We start from the raw sequence: 18880 nt of genomic DNA on the forward strand, positions 1-18880 counted from the left end.
ACCACCGCCGCGCCCACCTTACGGAGAATTCCATGACCGTGGCTCCCGAATCCCCCGCCGCCACGTCCCCCAGCCTGATCAGCACCCTCCCCGGCCACTGGTACACCTCCCCCGCCGTCTTCCGGCGGGAGCAGGAGCACCTCTTCGAGGCGATGTGGTTCTGCGCGGCGCGCAGCGCCGACCTGGACCGGCCGGGGGCGTTCCGTACCGTGCGGGTGGGCCGCGAGAGCGTGCTGATCACCCGCAACCGCGCCGGTGAGCTGCGCGCGTTCCTCAACGTCTGCCGCCACCGCGGCGCCCGGCTGTGCACCGAGGAGTCGGGCACGGTGCGGCGCTCGCTCCAGTGCCCGTACCACGCCTGGACATACGACCTGGACGGTCGGCTCACCGCCGCCCCGAACCTGACGAGCATGCCCGATGTGGACCGCACCGAGCGCGGGCTGCTGCCGGTGCGGCTGCGCGAATGGCTGGGGTACGCCTGGGTGTGCCTGGCCGATGAGCCGCCGTCGTTCGAGGAGACCGTCGTCGGGGCGGTCGCCGAACGGCTCGGCGACGCCGGGGCCGTGGAGCGGTACGGCGTGGCGGGGCTGTCGCTCGGCCGCCGGATCGACTACGACATCAAGGCCAACTGGAAGCTGATCATCGAGAACTTCATGGAGTGCTACCACTGCGCCACGATCCATCCCGAACTCACCGAGGTGCTGCCGGAGTTCGCCGACGGCCTGGCGGCGCAGTACTTCGTGGGGCACGGTGCCGAGTTCGCCGAGGAGGCCCAGGGATTCACGGTGGACGGCAGCGCGGGCTTCGACCGGTTCAGCGGCATCGCCGACGAACAGGACCGCCGCTACTACGCGATCACCGTGCGGCCGCAGGTCTTCCTCAATCTGGTCCCCGACCATGTGATCGTCCACCGGATGTTCCCGCTCGCCGCCGACCGCACGCTGATCAGCTGTGACTGGCTGTACGCGCCGGAGGTGGTGGCGTCGGAGCGGGACCTGTCGAAGTCGGTCGAACTGTTCCACCGGGTCAACGTCCAGGACTTCGACGCCTGTGAGCGCACCCAGCCCGCCATGGACTCGCGCGCGTACCGCCGCGGCGGGGTGCTCGTGCCCAGCGAACACCACATCGGGGCCTTCCACCGATGGGTGACCGACCGGGTCCCGGCCCCGGACGGGGAGGAATGCCCGTGAGGGATCTCTTCATAGGCGGCCAGTGGACCGGGGCGGTCGACGAGCGCACCCGGGAGATCAGATGTCCGGCCGACGGCTCGCTGGTGGCGGTCGTCGACGAGGGCGGCGGCAAGGACGCGGCCGAGGCGGTGGCCGCCGCCCGGCAGGCGTTCGACCACGGCCCGTGGCCGCGTACCCCGGTCGCCGCCCGCGGGGAGCTGCTGCTGCGGGTCGCCGGTCTGCTGGCCCGGGACAGGGCGGCCCTGGCCCGGGCGGAGTCCCTGGACACCGGGAAGCGGCTGGTGGAGAGCGAGGGGGACGTCGACGATGTGATCGCCTGCTTCCGCTACTACGGGCAGCTGGTGCGCACCGAGGCGGACCGGATCGTGGACACCGGCACCGAGGACGCCGTCAGCCGGGTCGTCCACGAACCGGTCGGGGTCTGCGCGCTGATCACCCCGTGGAACTATCCGCTGCTGCAGACCGCGTGGAAGGTGGCGCCGGCGCTCGCCGCGGGCAACGCCATCGTCCTCAAGCCCAGCGAGCTGACCCCGTCCACGGCCATCGCGCTGATGCGGCTGCTGGACGAGGCGGGGCTGCCGGGCGGGGCGGCCAATCTGGTGCTGGGGCCGGGCGCCGAGGCGGGCGCCCCGCTCACCGACAACCCCGATGTGGACCTGGTGTCCTTCACCGGTGGTCTGCGGACCGGGCGGCGCGTCATGGCCGCGGCCTCCGGCACGGTCAAACGGACCTTTCTGGAGCTGGGCGGCAAGAACCCCAACATCGTGTTCGCGGACGCGGACTTCGAGGCCGCCGTCGACCACGCGCTCACCGCCGTCTTCCTGCACTCGGGGCAGGTCTGCTCGGCCGGTGCCCGGCTGCTGGTGCAGAACCCGGTGCACGACGCCTTCGTGGAGGAGGTGGTGCGGCGCGCCCGGAGGATCCGGCTCGGCGGGCCGTTCGACGAGCGGGCCCAGACCGGTCCGCTGATCTCGGCCGCGCACCGGGCCAAGGTCGAGGCGTACGTGGCCACCGGGCTCGCGGAGGGCGCCCGGCTGCGCTGCGGCGGCTCCCGGCCGGAGGATCCGGAGCTGCGGGACGGCTTCTACTACCGTCCGACGGTGCTCGACTCCTGTCACAGCGGGATGTCGGTGCTGGCCGACGAGTCCTTCGGGCCGGTCCTCACGGTGGAACGTTTCACCTCGGAGGAGGAGGCGATACGGCTCGCCAACGACACGGTGTACGGGCTGGCCGGGGCGGTGTGGTCCTGCGACGAGGGACGGGCGCGGCGGGTCGCGTCCCGGCTGCGGCTGGGCACCGTATGGATCAACGACTACCACCCGTCGGTGCCACAGGCGGAGTGGGGCGGGTTCAAGCAGTCGGGGACGGGGCGGGAACTGGGGCCGAGCGGGCTGGCCGAATACCGGGAGGCGAAACACATCTGGTGCAACACCCGCCCCAGGCCGCAGGGTTGGTTCACCTGATCCGCGCGGGGCCCGCCGGCCCGATAGGGGAGTGTCCGCCTTGTCCACAGCACAGGATGACGCCGAGCTCACCGAGTTCGGCTACCGCCCCGAACTGAAGAGAACCCTCGGCAGCTTCCACACCTTCGCCGCCGGGATCAGCTACATCTCCATCCTCACCGGCACCTTCCAGCTCTTCTACTTCGGCTTCGCCCAGGGCGGACCCGCCTACTGGTGGTCCTGGCCCATGGTCTTCGCCGGACAGCTCATGATCGCGCTGTGCTTCGCCGAGCTGGCCGCCCGCCATCCGGTCGCCGGATCCGTCTACAACTGGTCGAAGCGGCTCGGCAACGCGCACGTGGGCTGGCTGGCCGGGTGGATGATGCTGGTCGCCTCCATCGTGTCGCTGGCCGCCGTCGCCCTCGCCTATCAGCTCACGCTGCCGCAGATATCCTCGTCGTTCCAGTTCATCGGGGACGGCTCCGGTACGTACGACACGGCGACCAACGCGGTGCTGCTGGCCACCGTGCTCATCCTCTTCACCACGCTGGTCAACGCCTTCGGGGTCAAGCTGATGGCCCGGATCAACACGGCCGGGGTGTTCCTCGAACTCGTCGCCACGGTCGTGCTGATCGTCCTCCTCGCCGTCCACGTGGTGCGCGGTCCGGGCGTGGTCACGGACACCGCGCACACCGGTTCCGGGCAGAACCTCGGCTATCTGGGCGCCTTCCTCACCGCCTCGCTGGCCTCCGCGTACGTCATGTACGGCTTCGACACCGCCGCATCCCTCGGCGAGGAATCCCTGGACCCCTCGCGCAACGCGCCCCGGGCGATCCTGCGCGCGCTCATCGCGTCCTTCGTGCTGGGCGGGCTGATCCTGCTGCTGGCGCTGATGAGCGTCGGGAGCCTGACCGGCAAGGGGCTGTCCACGGACGGTCTGCAGTACGTGGTGCTGGACGTGCTGGGGCCGACGGTCGGCAAGGCGATGCTGTGGTGCGTGCTGATCGCGGTGACCGTGTGCGCGCTGGCGGTGCACACCGCGGCCGTACGGCTGGCGTTCGCGATGTCCCGGGACAACAACCTGCCCGCCGCGTCGCTGATGGCCCGGGTGAGCCCGCGCTTCCAGACCCCGGTGCTGCCCGCGGTGATCGTCGGCCTGCTCGCGCTGGCCGTGCTGGCCGTCAACATCCGTCAGCCGCAGATCTTCTCGGTGGTGACCAGCATCGGGATCATCATGATCTACGTGGCGTATCTGCTGGTCACGCTGCCGATGCTGGTGGCCCGGGTGCGGGGCCGGTGGACTCCGGCGGGTGAGGGGCGGTTCTCGCTCGGGCGGTTCGGGCTGCCGGTCAATGTGCTCGCGGTGCTGTGGGGCGCGGGCATGACCCTCAACCTGGCCTGGCCGCGCGACGCGGTCTACAACGCGGCTCCCCCGCACCACTGGTATCTGCGCTGGGGCGCGTTCCTCTTCGTGGGGACGGTCGCGCTCGGCGGCTTCGCCTACTACTGGTGCGTCCAGCGCCACCGTACGGGCGTGCTGGCCGAGCACGCGGCGCCGGACGGGGGCCCGGGCGGGGGCGCCGGCGACAGCGGCGCCCCGGCGGCGGCCAAGGTCTGACCGGGCCTCGGCGCGCTCCGCCGTTCGGGTGATGCGATGTGTGCGGCGTTGCCTTGCGCCTCACCGGAATGGGTTACTGGGGGCCTCAGTCCGCAACCGTCACCGTCGCCATCCCGGGGCGCACACCGCAGACCGTGCCCCTGGTGAACGGCACCGCCTCCGCGACGTTCAACCCGCTGCCCAAGGGCACGTACACCGTCACCGCCGACTACAACGGCAGCGTCGACTACGTGGCGTCCGCCGGGGCCACCACCCAGACCGTCACCACCGGCCTGGCGTGACCCGGCGCGCTCACGGGCCGTCCGCCGGTGTCCCGGCGGGCGCGCCGCCCGTGTCCCCCTCCGGGCGCCGGTACATGCGCGTCGCGGTGATCTGGCCGTGCACCTGCTCCCCTTCCGGGTCCTGCGCCGGCAGGCCCGGCCGCAGATGCTCCTCGACGCTGATGTACTTGAGCCCGGCCCGCAGGTCCGCGTCGTTCCGCAGCCGGATCACCAGCGGGAACTCGGCCAGCGCCGTCGTGTCGAACAGCCCCGTCGTGTAGAGCAGCTGGACGCCCAGCGCGTCCGCGACCGCCCGCTGGAGCTCCAGCAGATACGTCGCGTTGGCCCGGCCGATCGGGTTGTCGAGGAACAGCGTGCCCGCGTGGCGGTGCTTGTCGCGGCCCCGGTCGTTGCTGCGCAGCGCCGCCATCGTGCAGTACAGGGCGATGGCGGCGGTCAGCAGCTGGCCGCCGGAGAAGACGTCGCCCATCTGCCCCACCGGCACCCGCTCCGCGCGCAGCACCGCGTCCGGCTTCAGGATCTCCACGGCCACCCCGCGCGGCTGGAGCGCCGCGGAGACGCCGCGCAGCAGCAGGGACATGCCGTCCCGGCGCAGGTCGGAGTTCTTCTTCACCGCCGAGCGGGTCGCCTCGTCGATGACCTCGCCCAGCCGCTCGGTGAGCGTCGCCTGGTCCGGGTCGTCGAACCGGATCCGCAGGAACTCCTGCCCCGACCATTCACCGAGCCCCTCCGGGAGCCGGGAGAGCCGCTGCGCCGAACGGAGCGTGGCTAGGCACGACTCGACCAGGCCGCGCAGCCGGTCGACGATGGAGTCCCGGTTGCGCTCCAGCTGCTCCAGCTCGTCGGTCAGCACCCGCAGCCGGGGCGCGAACGCGTCCGCCCAGGCGGTGGCGTGCTCGGGCAGCGCGGCCGCGGGCAGTTCGCGGATCTGCTGGCGGGCGGGGGTGCGGACCTGCTCGTAGCGGGTGGAGTTGGCGTGCCGTACGAGGACGTCGCTCGCCTCCCGGACCGCCGACTCGGCGCCCGACAGATCGGCCGCGCAGCCGCGCAGCGAGCGGCGGGCCTCGGTGGCCGCCTGCCGGGCCTCGTCGAGTCCGCCCGCGTACGGGTCGGGGCGCTCGCCGTCGTCCTCGGCGCCGGGGCCCTCCCGGAGCAGGTCCCGCAGCAGGGCGGCGGTCTCGTCGAAGCCGCCCGCCGCGTCCTCGGCGGAGCGGTGGGCGCGCAGCAGGTCGGCGTGGGCGGTGCGGGCGGTGTCCAGCGCGTCCGTGCGGGCGGCGAGCTCGGCGTTGGCCGTGCGCAGCAGCTCCTTGGCCTGCTCCGCATCGGCCGGAACCATCTCCTCCGGCAGGGCGGTGTGGGCGTCGTCGCCGTCGGCCGGGGCCAGCCGCTCGGCCTCGCCGCGCAGCCTGCCGAGCTGTTCGCTCGCCGCCGACGCGCGGGTCTCCAGCATCTGGACCAGCGATTCGGCGCGGGCCGCCGCGGCCTGCCGGGACGGGCCGTCGGCGCCGTCGGTGCCCTCCAGCAGCTGGGCGGCGCGGGTGCGGACCTTGTTGGTGAGCCGGTCGAGGGTGGCGAGCGCCGCACTCTCGTCGCTCTCCGCACGGGCCTGTTCGGCCCGCAGATCGGCGCCGACGCCGACCTTCTCGTACACCTGGGAGGCCGCGCGGTACGCCTCGCGGAGCGCGGGCAGCGACGCGGTGGGCGGCTCGGTGTCCTCGCCCAGGTCGTCGGGCGCCCCGGCGATCTCCGCCCGCTCGGCGCGCAGGGCGCGGGCGGTGCGGTGCGCGTCGTCGGCCGCGCGCTGGGCCGCGCGCCGGTCCTCGTCGGCGGCGCGCGCCCGGTCCACGCAGGCGGCGGCCTGCTCCTCGGCCTCGGCCGCCTCTTCGGCGAGTTCGCGCAGCCGGGTCTGCCAGGTGGCGCGCTCACGCAGCCGGTACGCGAGCCCCGCCAGCGCGTCCGCCACCCGGCGGGCCCGCTGCGCGGCCTCCTGCCGCTCGTCCCGGACCCGGGCCGCCTCGGTGGCCGCCTCGTCCGCCTCGGCCCGCGCCGTACGCGCCTCCACCAGCTCCCGCTGCGCCGTCTCGGCGGCCTCCGCGGCGCCCTCGGCGGCGGCCGCCAGCTCGGCGAGCCGCCCGGCCGGGCATCCGGCGCGCCACGACGACAGCCGGGCCGCCAGCGCCCGGTCCCCGGACAGCCGGGCGGCCAGCGCCCGGATCTCCTCGTCCCGCGCGGTGGCCCGGTCGCGCAGTCCGCGCCGCTCGTCGTCCGCGGCGCGCTCGTCGTGCATCGCCGGGTTCGGCGGAACGAGGAACACCCCGCTGTCCTCACCGGATCCGGGCGCGGGCGTCGGCGCGAGCAGCGCGGCCGCCGTCCCGACCGCCACGGCCGACCGCGGCAGCAGCGATGCCTGCCCCAGCACCGCGCGGGCCCGGGCGTGGGTGTCGGGGTCGGTGATGACGACGCCGTCCACCAGCTCGGGGCGGGCCGCGAGCACGGCCGCGTGGTCGGCGGGATCGACGGCCTGGGCCAGGTAGCGCCAGCCGGGCAGCGCGGGGATGCCGTGCTCACCCAGGTACTCGACGGCGGCCAGCACGTCGGGGCTGGGCGGCAGCAGCCCGCCGTCGCCGAGCGCCGCGAGGATGCGCGAGTCGTCGGCGGCGGCGGTCCGCAGGTCGAACAGCTGCCGCTCGGCGGAGCCCACGCTCTCCTCCAGCAGCTCCCGCAGCGCCTCGACGTTCCGGTCCAGCTCCTCGGCGGTCAGCGGCCCGTCCCCGACGGCCCGCGGCGCGGGCGCGGGCGTGGACGCGGGCGCGGCGGCGCGCGGGGCGCCGTCCTCTCCGTCGGCGGACGCGCCGCTGTCGTCGTCCCCGACCCCGGGGGCCCAGCAGCCCTGCTCGTCGCCGGACGCGTCGTCCGCCGGCCGCGGCTGCCCGGCGTCCGGGGCCTGCTCGTCGTCGGGTGCGCTGCCCGCGTCCGCGTCGGCGGAGGCCCGCTCGTCGCCGTCCCCGCCGTCCCCGTCGTCCCCGACCCGGGCCGTCACCCGCCCCGGCGGCGGCGAATCGGCCGCGTACACACGCCCGGCACCGCCGTTGCCACCCGGGCCCGGGCCTTCGGCCCCGGCCGCCGACGCGGCGCATGGCGCATCGTCTACGCGGACCGTCACCCGGCCCTTCGGGCGGGAGTCGGCCGCGTGGGTGCCGGTGGGCGGGGTCGGGGGGTCCTCGTCGGCGTCCGCGCGCGGGCCGCGGATGTCGGTGGCGTCGTCGTCGGCGTACGCGTGGTCGGCGTCCTGGGCGCACTCGCCGGGCGTGCGGGTGGCGGGGGCCGCGCGGAAGGCGGCGGGGAGCTGGGACAGGCCCAGCATGTCGTCCGCGTCCGGGTCGTCGTCCACCCGGACCGTGACCCAGCCCGCGCGGGACGACTCGGCCGCGGACGAGCGCGCCGCGGGGATGGCGGCGGTGGGCTGCGGGAGGCCCAGCAGTTCGATGAGGCGCGGCTCGGCGCCGAGGGCCTCGGCGGCGCGCCGCTCCGCGTCGTACGCCGACTCCGCCGCGCGCGCCGCGTCGGCCGCCCGGGCGGCGGCCAGTTCGGCGCGGGCCTGTTCGGCGGCGGCCGCCTTGGCGTGGTCGGCGGTGCGCCCGGCCGTCTCGCGGGCGGCCTCCCAGGCCGCGGCGGTGGTCTTCTCGGCATCGCTGGCGGCGAGCGCGGCCCGGGCGGGGTCGGCGTCGGGGGCGGAGTCGTCGAGCCATCCGGCGCGCACGGCCTCGGCGGTCTCCTGCTCGACCTCCGTGAGCCGCTGCCGCAGGTGCTCGGCCTCGCTGCGGGCGCGCTGGGCGGCGGTGGCGGCGGAGGTGGCGTCGTGGTGGGCGGCCTCGCTGGTCTCCTGGAGGGCGGCGGAGCGCTCCTCCTCCTCGCCCGCGTGCCGCTCGCCGTCCTCCGCGGCCGCGTGCAGGGCGCGTACGAGGTCGGCGGCGGCCTTGGCGCGGGCGGCGAGCGCGGGGGCCGCGTCCCGCTCGGCCTCGCGGATGGCGGCGGCCACGCGCGCGGAGCGGTCGGCGGCGGCGCGGTGGCGGAGCACCGTCTCGGCGGCCTGCCAGGCGGAGTGCAGGGTGCGGGCGTCGTTGAGTTCGCGGCGCTGGGCGGCGGCGCCCTTCTCGGCGGCGGCGAGGGCCAGCGAGGCGTGGCGGTAGGCGATTTCGGCGGCCACCAGGCCGCTGCGGCCGCGCGCGGTCTCCGCCTCGGTGACGGCGTGCGCGGCGGCGGCGACCTGTTGGGCGAGTTCGGCGGCGCGGCCCCGCTCCTCGGCGCCGCGCGCGGAGAGCCGCCGGGCGAGCGTACGGGTGCGGCGCTCGGCGCCCGCGTGCACCCCGCGCGCCTGCTCGCGGCGTTCGGCGGCGTCGGCGATGCGCTGGAGCAGGTCCAGCGAACCGGCCGTGAAGTCGCGCTCGGCGATCAGCTCGGCGCGGCGGCCGAGCTTGTGCGCGAAGCCGTGGACGAGGTCGGCGAGCCCGTCCGTGTCGCGGGTGTCGGTGACGGCGCGCAGCAGCAGGTCGGTGAAGTCGGAGTCGTTCTTGACGGCGAAGAGCCCGGCGGCCTCGCCCTCGTCGGCGTTCATCTCGCGCTGGTAGCGGAAGAGTTCGGGGTCGAGGCCGAGTTCGCCGAGGTGTTCGTTCCAGCGCTCGTGGATCTCCACCCAGGCGACGTCGAGGTGCGGATACGCCTTGCCCGCCTCGGTGAGGGCGTCCCGGAAGCCCTTCATGGTGCGGCGGCGGCCGCGGGCGGTGGAGGCGCCCTCCGCGGCGGGGCGGACCGACGCGGCCTCGGCGACCGGCAGCGAGTCGAGGCTGAGCCCGGGGCCGGGGCGGAACGAATACCACGCCTCGGCGAACTTCCGCGGGTCGTTGGAGACCTGGCGGCCGCGCCACTCGCTGACCTTGCCGACCACGATGGACTCGCCGGTGACCGTGTGCTGCCACTCCAGGGCGACGTGCCCGCAGTCGTCGGCGAGCAGGAACTTGCGCAGCACCCCGGAGCTGGCGCCGCCGAGGGTGTTCCGGTGGCCGGGCAGCATGACCGAGAAGATCAGCTTGAGGAGGACGGACTTGCCGCCGCCGTTCTCCAGGAAGAGCACCCCGGCGGGGGCGGGGCGGCGCGGCGGGCCGACCGGTTCGTCCTCGAAGAACTCCGCCTGGGCCGGCGCGGGGCTGGGCACCGGATCGCCGACTCCGCGCAGGTCCAGGACGGTGTCGGCATAGCGCGCACCGGCCGGCCCGATGGAGTAGAGACGGATCCGGGACAGCTCGTACATGGCGGCGGACTCTCGTTGTGGGAAGGGGCTGGACGGGCCGGGCGACGGTCAGGAGTGCAACGGTCGGGAAGGAAGGGTCAGGAGTGGAAGGGCAGACCGGCGTCGGCGACGAGGTCGAGGTCGTCGCTCTCGTCCGGCGGCAGCAGCGTGGCGCTGCCGTCGCCGACCGGCACGACGCCGAGGGCCAGCAGCTCGGACATGGCGGCGCCGGCCGCCATGTCCCGCACCTGCAACTGATAGCGGGCGGTGGTGCGGTACGTACCGCCGGACTCGTCCCCGGTGCGCTGGAGGAAGCCGGAGTCGACGAGGAAGGCGACGGCCTTGCCGATGATGCCGGTCGTCGAACCGGCCAGCCGGCGGGCGTCCTTGGTCGCCCCGGTGGCGCTGCGCCGCGCGTAGACCCGCCAGGCGGCCTCCAGGCCGGGCGCGTCGGTGGCCGGGTCGGTGTTCTCGCCCTGCTCCGCGGCCCGCTCCTCCAGGCGGGCGCAGGCCTGCCGTACGAAGGTGTCGACGCCGTTGACGGTGACCCGGCCGATGTACCCGTCGTCGGCCAGGTCCTCGGGGCGCGGGAACGCCATGGCGGCGACCGCGAGGTGGGCGAGGCCGTGCAGGAAGCGGTCGGCGGAGTCGCTGGCGGCGCGGCGGGCGTAGTCGCCCATGCGGACCGCGAAGACGGAGTCCTCGGCCGCGGTCACGGCCATCCCGGCGCGGGTGGACACCTCCAGCACGATCAGGCCGAGCCCGGTGGCGACGGCGTCGGCGAGGCGGGCGAAGGCCGGTTCGTCGCGGTAGCGGCGCAGCAGCTCGGCGTATTCGACGTCCCGGGCGGGCAGCAGCTTGGGCTGCAGCCCGAAGGAGACCAGCCGCGCCGCGTCGGCCGCGTCGGCGGGCGTGACCCCGCCCGCCGGACCGCTCGGAGCGGCGGTCGGCTCGGGCTGTGCCGCGTCGGCGGCGGCGTCGTACTCGGTCACGGGTGAAGCTCCTTGCGCGGGGCGTGCTCACGGGGTGCGGCGGGGGCGGCCGCGGTGCCGCCGGGGTGGGGGGCCATCTACGCCACCTCCGTCCGGTCGGCGGCCATGCCCGCGGCGTCCAGGAGGGCGGTGCCCAGTATCAGGTCGGCGCCGCCGAATTCGGGGTCGGTCAGCTCGGTGCCGTCGTCCACGGCGAACAGCAGCCGCTGTTCGCCCTGGCGGTAGGCGGTGCCGACCGGGGGGCTGGCGGCGTGGACGGCCAGGAGGGCGATCAGGTAGGGCAGGTCGGGGTCGCGGCGGCGGGCGTCGGCGAGGAGGCCGGAGAGGCGGCGCGGGGCGTCGGCGGGGAGGTCGAGCAGCTCCATGGCGACCGCGAGCTGTTCCTCGCTGAAGCGGCTGTCGTCGGGGGTGGCGATGAGGTCCGGCTCGGGCATCTCCGCGCCGAGGTGTTCGCGCTCGACGGGCGGCGTGAGGAGCATGTCGACGAGGTCGCCGACGCGCACGGAGGTGGGCGTCCGCATGCCGGTGCCGCGGGCGAAGAACGCGTCGGTGACCCGGCCCGCCTCCTCGACGGGACGCGGCAGGATCGGGGCCAGGAGCTGTCCGTACAGGTCGAGTCCGGCGCGCGCGGCGGGCGGGGCGAACGCCTGGCGGTCCTGCTCGGCGCGGAACAGCGGCCCGGCCTCCAGCAGCCGGGACTGGAGCTGGGTGTGACGGCGGATGCAGTCCTTGACGATGTCGACCAGTTCGGCGGCGCGCCGCTTGTGCTCGGCGCCCTCGGCCTCGTCGCGTGCCTTGCGGATGTTGGTCAGGATCGCGTTCTCATGGCGGTAGCGGTCGGCTACGTGGTCCAGCGCCTCGGTGATCATCTCGGGGACGGTGCGCAGCCAGTCGACCGCGCGGACGTTGCGCCGGGTCGCGTCGAGCGTGCGGCGCAGCGTCTCGGAGTACTGGACGGTGCGGTAGCGGGCCTGCTCGGCGGCGAGTTGGGCGTCGGCGAGGCGGCCGCGGCTGATGAGGACCTCCAGCTTGACCTCGGCGGCGATCTGGGCGCTGGTGACGTCCGTGTCGAGGGCGCCGACCAGGACGTTGACCGCCTCGTCGGTGGTGCGCAGATAGACGCTGCCGCCGGGCCCCGGCACCTCCTCGATCAGCTTGAAGTCGTAGTCGCGCCGGACATACGCGCCGTCGGCGCCGAACGTGCCGTACACGGCGCGGAAGCCGCGGTCCACGCTGCCGACGTTGATCAGGTTCTCCAGCACCCAGCGGGCGACGCGCTCGTGTTCGGCGGCGGGCCGCGCCGGGGCCTGGGCGGCGACGCGGGGCAGCAGCCTGGCCACTATCTGCTCGTGGTCGGCGCCGGTGTCGAAGTCCATGTTGAGCGTGACCAGGTCGATGGCGGCGAGGGCGACCTCGGCCATCGCGTACACCCCGTACTCGCCCGCGAGGTTGGCCTTGCGGGTGTCCAGGTCGTGGAGCGGCGCGGTGCACGCGAGCGCGCGCAGCCGACGGGCCAGGCCCTCGTCGGCGGCCGGGCCGGGCGCCGGGCGGGCCGCCCCGTCATGGCCGTTGAGCTGGGGCGCAGGCGCCCCGGGGGGTGGAGATGTCACGTCGCACAGATTAGGCGGTCGCACCGACAACGCACGAAACGGCACGGTATTCCCGCCACGCCCCGGCGTGCCGGACCGCCGGCCGGTCAGCCGATCTGCTGGGCGTACCCCTCGGTGAGCTGCGCCCGGGAGTCGCGCAGGTAGGCGGCGAGCAGCCGTTCCGCTGCCTCGGCGTCGCCCGATTCCAGGGCCCGCAGGATCTCACGGTTGCGTGCCAGATAGGGTTCGTGGAAGTGCCGGGGGTCGTCCATCGAGTGGAAGACCAGGCGGAGTTCGGCGAGGATGCCGCGCATCAGTTCGTCGGTGCGGGGGCTGCCCGCGAGCGCGACGATCCCCTCGTGGAAGCGGATGTTGGCGGTGCCCAGATCCCGCCACGCGTCGTCCCGGGCGGCCCGCCGCCCGGCCTCGACGGCCTGCCGCAGCGTGTCGAGCGGGTAGGGCGGGTCGCCGAGCCCGCGCAGCGCCGCGCATTCGATGAGGTGCCGCACCCGGTAGATGTCCTCGACGTCGTCGACGGTGAGCACGCGGACGAAGACCCCGCGGTTGAGCTCGTGGACGAGCAGGCGCTCGTGGGTGAGCAGCCGGAAGGCCTCGCGCAGGGTGTTGCGGGAGATGCCGAGCGCGCCGCCGATGCTGTCCTCGGACAGCCGGGAGCCGGGGAGGATGAATCCGTCGGTGATGCGGTTCCGAAGGATGTCCGCCACCCGTTCGGCGGTGCTGGTGCGGCCGAGCAGCGCACGATCGTCGGCCAGTGAGGCCAGCCCGGCCCGGCCGTCCCCGGTGTTGCCCACGCGCCCTCGTCCCTCCTCGCGCCGCCGTGTGCGGCGTCTGCCGTAAGTCAATCGCAGAAAGAGGAACGAAACAACGCGGGTATTGCCGGATCGTTCAACAATCCTCTACGTTGACGGCCAGACCCGACCGCATACGCCCTCGGGTGGTACCGACTCCTCTGCCGCACCGCCCCCTCTGCGAGGTGCCCGTGAGTACGACCCCGACGACCCCCTCCACCCCGACGTCCCAGCCGACTCCCCCCGAAACCGGTCACGAGGGCGGCGCCTTCGCCTGGCTGCACGCCCTCGGCCCCCGCGGCCGCCGCGCGTTCACCGGCGCCTTCGGTGGCTACGCCCTGGACTCGTACGACTTCTTCACCCTGCCGCTGAGCATGTCCGCCATCGCGGCCTACTACGGGCTCAGCTCCGACCAGACCGGCCTGCTCACCACGGTCACCCTGGTGGTCTCGGCGGTCGGCGGCGTGCTGGCCGGCATCCTGGCCGACCGGATCGGCCGCGTGAAGGCGCTGATGATCACGGTGATCACCTACGCGCTTTTCACCATTCTGTGCGGTTTCGCCCCCAACTACGAGACACTGCTGGTGCTGCGCGGTCTCCAGGGGCTCGGGTTCGGCGGCGAGTGGGCGGTCGGCGCGATCCTCGTGGCCGAGTACGCCTCCGCCAAGCACCGCGGGCGCACGCTCGCCTTCATCCAGAGCTCCTGGGCGGTCGGCTGGGCACTCGCGGTGATCGTCTACACGGTCGTCTTCGAACTCGTCGACCAGGACCTGGCCTGGCGCGTGCTGTTCTGGACCGGCGCGCTGCCCGCGCTGCTGGTCTTCTACGTCCGCAAGAACGTCACCGACGCGCCCCAGGCCACCGAGCGGCGGCTGAGCACCACGCGGCGGGGCTCGTTCGGCGAGATCTTCCGGCCGCGGCTGCTGCGGACCACGTTCTTCGCCTCGCTGCTGGCCACCGGCGTGCAGGGCGGCTACTACACGCTCGCCACCTGGGTGCCCACGTTCCTGAAGGAGGAGCGCGGCCTCACCGTCGTCGGCACCGGCGGCTATCTGACGTCCCTGATCTCGGGGGCCTTCACCGGCTACCTCACCGGCGGCTACCTCACCGACCGGCTGGGCCGGAAGAAGACGATCGCGCTGTTCGCCCTCCTCTCCGCCGTCTGCATCCTCGTCTACACCAACATCCCCGCCGGATCGAACACCCTGCTGCTCGTGCTCGGTTTCCCGCTCGGCTTCTGCATGTCGGCCATCTTCAGCGGCTTCGGCTCGTTCCTCAGCGAGCTGTACCCGACCGCCGTGCGCGGCACCGGGCAGGGCTTCACGTACAACACCGGACGTGCGGTCGGCGCGTTCTTCCCGACCCTGGTCGGCTATCTCGCCGGCGGCTGGGGAGTCGGCGGCGCCCTGGTCTTCGGCGCCGTGGGGTACGGCATCGCCGCCGTCGCCCTGCTCGGGCTGCCCGAGACCCGCGGCCGTGAACTGGTCTGAGCCCGACGCCCGAGACGACAAGGGAACGATCATGACTCTCACCGCGCCTTCCGCCGGCCCCGCCGAGGCCCGCGCCCTCTTCCGGGCCGGACTGTCCACCCCGACGGCCGGCTGGGCACCCGGCCACACCCAGGTCAACCTCATCGCCGTCCCCGCGGACTGGGCCGAGGACGTACGGCTCTTCTGCCGGCGCAACCCCAAGCCCTGTCCGGTCCTCGACGAGACCGCGCCCGGCTCGTGGACGACGCGGCTGGCCGCCGGCGCCGACCTGCGCACCGACCTCCCCGGCTACCGCGTGTGGGAGGAAGGCGAACTCAGCGCCGAGCCGGCCGAGGTGGCCGGGGCCTGGCGCGACGATCTGATCACCTTTCTCATCGGCTGCAGCTTCACCTTCGAGACGGCGCTCGCGGCGGCGGGCGTCCCGCTGCGCCACATCGAGCAGGGCCGCAACGTCCCCATGTACGTGACGGACCGGCAGTGCCGGCCCGCCGGGCGCCTGAGCGGACCCATGGTGGTGTCCATGCGGCCGATACCGCGCGAACTGGTCGGCACCGCACGGCGGGTGAGCGGCGCGATGCCCGCCGTGCACGGCGATCCGGTGCACGTGGGCGACCCCGCCGGGCTCGGCATCCGCGCCCTCGCGCTGCCGGACTTCGGCGACCCGGTGGAGCAACGACCGGGCGACGTGCCGGTGTTCTGGGCCTGCGGGGTCACCCCGCAGGCGGCCGTGATGGCCTCCCGCCCGCCGTTCGCGATCACTCATTCGCCGGGCAGGATGCTCATCACGGATGTGCGCGACGAGGAATACCGCGTGGCGTGACTCCACGATCCGTCACCGTCCGGGAAGCAAAGACAAGAAAGAGAAGAAAGAGAGGACCGATGACCGACGCACCGGCCGGCCCGTTGATCGACCTCAACGCCGACCTCGGCGAGGGCTTCGGCCGCTGGCAGCTCACCGACGACGAGGCCCTGCTGTCCATCGTCACCAGCGCCAACGTCGCCTGCGGCTTCCACGCGGGCGACCCGTCCACCATGCGCCGGGTCTGCGCGCTGGCCGCCGAGCGCGGCGTCCGCATCGGGGCGCAGGTCTCCTACCGCGACCTCGCGGGCTTCGGGCGGCGCGCCATGGACGTACCGCCCCGCGAACTGGCCGACGAGATCGCCTATCAGATCGGCGCGTTGGAGATCTTCGCCCGGGCCGCCGGGGCGCGGGTGGCCTACGTCAAACCGCACGGCGCGCTCTACAACCGCAGCGTGCACGACGCGGCGCAGGCCGCCGCCGTGGCGGAGGGGGTGCGGCTGGCGGCGGACGGGCCGCTGCCCGTGCTGGGCCTGCCCGGCTCGAAGCTGCACGAGGCGGCCCGCGCGGCCGGGCTGCCGGTGATCGCCGAGGCCTTCGCCGACCGCGCGTACACCGCGGCGGGCACCCTGGTCCCGCGCGGTGAGCCCGGCGCCGTCGTCTCCGACCCCGGCACCGTCGTCAAGCGGGCCCTGGGCTTCGCCCGCGACCGGGCCGTCACCTCGATCGACGGCCGGTGGATCGACGTGGAGGTGCGCTCCCTGTGCCTGCACGGCGACACACCCGGCGCCGCCGAACTCGCCCGCCGGGTACGGAGCGAGCTGGCCGCCGCGGGCGTGCGCCTGGCGGCGTTCGCGTGAGCATGAGACCGCTGCCCGTCGGCGAGCACGGGCTGCTCATCGAACTCGACGACGGGGACGCCGCCGAAGCGCTCCACGCCGAGCTGCTGCGCCGCGCCGCGGCCCGGACACTGCCCGAGGTCCGGGAGATCGTGCCCGCGGCGCGGACCGTGCTCCTGGACGGCGTGGCCGATCCGCACCACCTCGCCGCCGAAATCGTCCAGTGGGACATCCCTCCGCTCACCGGCGGGCGGGGGACCACGATCGAGGTCCCGGTGCGCTACGACGGACCGGACCTCGCCGATGTCGCCGCGCGGTGGGGCGTCACCCCCGGCGAGGCCGCCCGCATCCACGCCTCCTCCTTGTTCCGGGTGGCCTTCTGCGGGTTCACACCCGGCTTCGGCTATCTGACGGGCCTGCCCGAGCGCTTCCACGTGCCGCGCCGCGCCACCCCGAGGACCCGGGTGCCGGTCGGCTCGGTCGCCCTCGCCGGCCCGTACACGGGTGTCTACCCGCGCTCCTCCCCCGGCGGCTGGCAGCTCATCGGCACCACGGACGCCCTGCTGTGGGACGCCGCGCGCGAACCGGCGGCCCTCTTCGCCCCCGGCGTCCACGTCCGCTTCGTACCGGAAGGGAGGACCCGGTGACGGACAGCGCCCTCACGGTGGTCCGGGCGGGCGCGCTCACCACCGTCCAGGACCTCGGTCGGCCCGGCCACGCCCATCTGGGCGTGCCCCGCTCCGGCGCGCTCGACCAGCCCGCCCACCGGCTCGCCAACCGCTTGGTGGGCAACCCGGAAGCGGCCGCGACCCTGGAGACCACCCTGACCGGCTGCGCCGTACGGCTCCGGCGCGCGGCGACGGTGGCGGTCACCGGCGCTCCCTGCCCCGTCACCGTCGACGGCCGGCCCGCCCCCTGGGGGGCGCCCGTGCGGGTACCGGCGGGCGCCGTGCTGGAGGCCGGTCCGGCGATCCACGGGGTGCGCGGCTATCTGGCGTTCGGCGGGGGCGTCGACGTCGAGCCGATGCTCGGCAGCCGCTCGACCGACATGCTCTCGGGCCTCGGCCCGCCCCCGGTCACCGACGGCTCCGTCCTGGGGCTCGGGCCGCCCCACCGGCCGGCCCCGGCCGTGGACTGGGTGCCGTACCCGGGGGTGGTGCCGGAGCTGGTGCTCCCGGTGGTGCCCGGCCCGCGCGACGACTGGTTCACCGCCGCCGGACTGCGCACCCTCACCACCGGCCGGTTCCGGGTGTCGGCCGCGAGCAACCGCATCGGGCTGCGCACCGAGGGGCCCGCGCTGGAGCGCGCGCGTGAGGGCGAGCTGCCCAGCGAGGGCATGGTGCTCGGCGCCCTCCAGGTGCCGCCCGACGGCCGCCCGGTGCTCTTCCTCGCCGACCATCCGACGACCGGCGGCTACCCCGTGGTGGGCGTCGTCCCGGAGCCGTACCTGGCCGCCGCGGCACAGGCCCTCCCCGGCACCCCGGTCCGGTTCACCCCGCCGCGCCCGGGTCAGCCGTCCCGGGGGTCCCGGGTGCGCACCGGGCGGCGGTGACTGGTGTCGCACCAGGGGTAGCGGCCGCTGCGCCCACAGGCACACACCGCGACCATCACCCGGTCGGAGCGGACGGTGGTGCCGTCCTCCAGGACGACCTCCACCGGCCCCTCGACCAGCGTCGGGCCCTCGGGGTCGACGATGACGCGCCGCGCGGGGGCATCGAGTGTCCGGGCATCCGGCGCCCGCTCGTCGAGCGCCGGGTCATCGGGCACAGCTGCCGCACTCGGTCGTACGGACGGCACGGATCACCACCAGCTCCTCCTTGTCCTCGCCCGGGCCGATCAGCCCCCTGGCGACCAGCCAGGGGCTGTGCCGCAGCAGCACGGGCCCGAACGGGATGACGCGGCGCGCGGTCACATCCGCGTGCAGACCCTGCGCGGCCAGCCGCTCCAGCGTCGTCTCGACGCCGCTCAGCGCGGACTGCACGAGCAGCAGCACCCCCCGCGGGCGCAGCAGCCCCGGCATCCGGTCGCACAGCCGGTCCAGCATCTCCCGGCCGTCCTGTCCGGCGTTCCACGCGCGGCCGCCCCCGGCGCGCTCGAAGGGGCGGGGATGGCGCGAGGGCACATAGGGCGGGTTGGCCAGGACGACGTCGAAGCGCCGCCCCTGGGCCACGGACGCCAGGCCGCCGAGGCGGACCCGGACCGGCTCGCCGTGGAGCCGGGCGTTCAGCCAGGCCGCGAGCACCGCGCGCGCCGAGACGTCCACGGCCTCGACCCCCGCGGCTCCGCAGCGCGCGGCGAGGACCGCCAGCGCACCGGTGCCGGTTCCGATGTCCAGCACCTTGGCACCCGGTACACCGGGCTCCCGGCGTACCGCATCGGCCAACAGGGTGGTGTCGTCCTGCGGCGCGTACACGCCTGGGGGCGCAATCAGTCGCATTCGTCCCAGGTACCTCATCCGCACCGGTCAAAACCGCGCCGGTGTGCCCGGCCGGATGCATCGGCCGGGCGCTCGGGGGCACTCGGCGGGCCCGCGAGAGCGGGGGA

Annotated in this window: 15 protein-coding genes; 9 read left to right on the forward strand and 6 right to left on the reverse strand. The window is 74.7% G+C overall.

Annotated elements, in window-relative coordinates; all coding sequences use genetic code 11:
- The first annotated feature begins 32 nt into the window (after window positions 1-32).
- From ASC60_RS30095 to ASC60_RS43805, 4 genes are all read left to right on the forward strand, one after another.
- Entirely contained in the window at window positions 33-1190 is a 1158-nt protein-coding gene (locus tag ASC60_RS30095) for an aromatic ring-hydroxylating dioxygenase subunit alpha (protein ID WP_055556468.1), read from the forward strand.
- Window positions 1187-2653 carry an aldehyde dehydrogenase family protein gene (locus ASC60_RS30100; protein WP_370592979.1) on the forward strand — a complete coding sequence of 489 codons (1467 nt, stop codon included), beginning with the start codon at window positions 1187-1189 and terminating at the stop codon, window positions 2651-2653. Before ASC60_RS30095 ends, ASC60_RS30100 begins: the two co-directional genes overlap by 4 nt.
- Before the next feature lie 31 nt (window positions 2654-2684).
- Window positions 2685-4250, forward strand: coding sequence for an APC family permease (locus ASC60_RS30105; RefSeq protein WP_055556472.1), 1566 nt, complete (start codon window positions 2685-2687; stop codon window positions 4248-4250).
- Window positions 4251-4318: 68 nt separating this feature from the next.
- A complete protein-coding gene (locus ASC60_RS43805) occupies window positions 4319-4531 on the forward strand; it encodes an Ig-like domain repeat protein (RefSeq protein WP_055556474.1) in 213 nt (70 codons plus the stop codon).
- Window positions 4532-4541: 10 nt separating this feature from the next.
- Here the strand turns inward: ASC60_RS43805 and ASC60_RS30115 are convergent, their stop codons facing one another.
- The 4 genes from ASC60_RS30115 to ASC60_RS30130 form a co-directional block, all read right to left on the reverse strand.
- The gene (locus ASC60_RS30115) at window positions 4542-9839 is read right to left on the reverse strand and encodes a hypothetical protein (RefSeq protein WP_055556476.1); all 5298 of its coding nucleotides are present in this window, start codon (window positions 9837-9839) and stop codon (window positions 4542-4544) included.
- Window positions 9840-9916: 77 nt separating this feature from the next.
- Window positions 9917-10810 carry a hypothetical protein gene (locus tag ASC60_RS30120; RefSeq protein ID WP_055556478.1) on the reverse strand — a complete coding sequence of 298 codons (894 nt, stop codon included), beginning with the start codon at window positions 10808-10810 and terminating at the stop codon, window positions 9917-9919.
- A 77-nt stretch (window positions 10811-10887) separates the two neighbouring features.
- Entirely contained in the window at window positions 10888-12420 is a 1533-nt protein-coding gene (locus ASC60_RS30125) for a hypothetical protein (RefSeq protein WP_055556480.1), read from the reverse strand.
- A gap of 86 nt (window positions 12421-12506) precedes the next feature.
- Window positions 12507-13211 (reverse strand): GntR family transcriptional regulator, encoded by a 705-nt coding sequence (locus tag ASC60_RS30130; protein ID WP_055556482.1) that lies wholly within the window; start codon window positions 13209-13211, stop codon window positions 12507-12509.
- Window positions 13212-13399: 188 nt separating this feature from the next.
- On the opposite strand from ASC60_RS30130, the gene ASC60_RS30135 reads away from it, so the two are divergent.
- From ASC60_RS30135 to ASC60_RS30155, 5 genes are read left to right on the forward strand one after another with little or no spacing between them, the layout of a single operon-like run.
- Window positions 13400-14698, forward strand: a complete 1299-nt coding sequence (locus ASC60_RS30135; protein WP_055556484.1) for an MFS transporter — start codon at window positions 13400-13402, stop codon at window positions 14696-14698.
- A 31-nt stretch (window positions 14699-14729) separates the two neighbouring features.
- Window positions 14730-15518: a putative hydro-lyase gene (locus ASC60_RS30140; RefSeq protein ID WP_055556486.1), complete on the forward strand. Its 789-nt coding sequence runs from the start codon at window positions 14730-14732 to the stop codon at window positions 15516-15518.
- A 59-nt stretch (window positions 15519-15577) separates the two neighbouring features.
- Window positions 15578-16357, forward strand: a complete 780-nt coding sequence (locus ASC60_RS30145) for a LamB/YcsF family protein (protein ID WP_055556488.1) — start codon at window positions 15578-15580, stop codon at window positions 16355-16357.
- A 2-nt stretch (window positions 16358-16359) separates the two neighbouring features.
- Window positions 16360-16983 (forward strand): allophanate hydrolase subunit 1, encoded by a 624-nt coding sequence (locus ASC60_RS30150; RefSeq protein WP_199831088.1) that lies wholly within the window; start codon window positions 16360-16362, stop codon window positions 16981-16983.
- Window positions 16980-17888, forward strand: a complete 909-nt coding sequence (locus tag ASC60_RS30155) for a biotin-dependent carboxyltransferase family protein (protein ID WP_055556492.1) — start codon at window positions 16980-16982, stop codon at window positions 17886-17888. The genes ASC60_RS30150 and ASC60_RS30155 overlap by 4 nt, the downstream gene beginning before the upstream one ends.
- On the opposite strand, the gene ASC60_RS30160 is transcribed toward ASC60_RS30155, so the two are convergent.
- Window positions 17846-18103 (reverse strand): CDGSH iron-sulfur domain-containing protein, encoded by a 258-nt coding sequence (locus tag ASC60_RS30160; RefSeq protein WP_055556494.1) that lies wholly within the window; start codon window positions 18101-18103, stop codon window positions 17846-17848. The genes ASC60_RS30155 and ASC60_RS30160 overlap by 43 nt on opposite strands.
- Window positions 18093-18773 (reverse strand): HemK2/MTQ2 family protein methyltransferase, encoded by a 681-nt coding sequence (locus ASC60_RS30165; protein ID WP_055556496.1) that lies wholly within the window; start codon window positions 18771-18773, stop codon window positions 18093-18095. Before ASC60_RS30165 ends, ASC60_RS30160 begins: the two co-directional genes overlap by 11 nt.
- Between the last annotated feature and the right edge of the window lie 107 nt (window positions 18774-18880).

The organism is Streptomyces sp. NBRC 110028, assembly GCF_001417735.1.
GTDB lineage: Bacteria > Actinomycetota > Actinomycetes > Streptomycetales > Streptomycetaceae > Streptomyces.

What these genes read in the sequence shown, in the direction of transcription:
- ASC60_RS30095 (WP_055556468.1), top strand. Translation starts at nt 33, where the DNA reads ATGACCGTGGCTCCCGAATCCCCCGCCGCCACGTCCCCCAGCCTGATC.
- ASC60_RS43805 (WP_055556474.1), top strand. Translation starts at nt 4,319, where the DNA reads ATGGGTTACTGGGGGCCTCAGTCCGCAACCGTCACCGTCGCCATCCCG.
- ASC60_RS30115 (WP_055556476.1), bottom strand. Translation starts at nt 9,839, where the DNA reads ATGTACGAGCTGTCCCGGATCCGTCTCTACTCCATCGGGCCGGCCGGT.
- ASC60_RS30140 (WP_055556486.1), top strand. Translation starts at nt 14,730, where the DNA reads ATGACTCTCACCGCGCCTTCCGCCGGCCCCGCCGAGGCCCGCGCCCTC.
- ASC60_RS30145 (WP_055556488.1), top strand. Translation starts at nt 15,578, where the DNA reads ATGACCGACGCACCGGCCGGCCCGTTGATCGACCTCAACGCCGACCTC.
- ASC60_RS30150 (WP_199831088.1), top strand. Translation starts at nt 16,360, where the DNA reads ATGAGACCGCTGCCCGTCGGCGAGCACGGGCTGCTCATCGAACTCGAC.
- ASC60_RS30165 (WP_055556496.1), bottom strand. Translation starts at nt 18,773, where the DNA reads ATGCGACTGATTGCGCCCCCAGGCGTGTACGCGCCGCAGGACGACACC.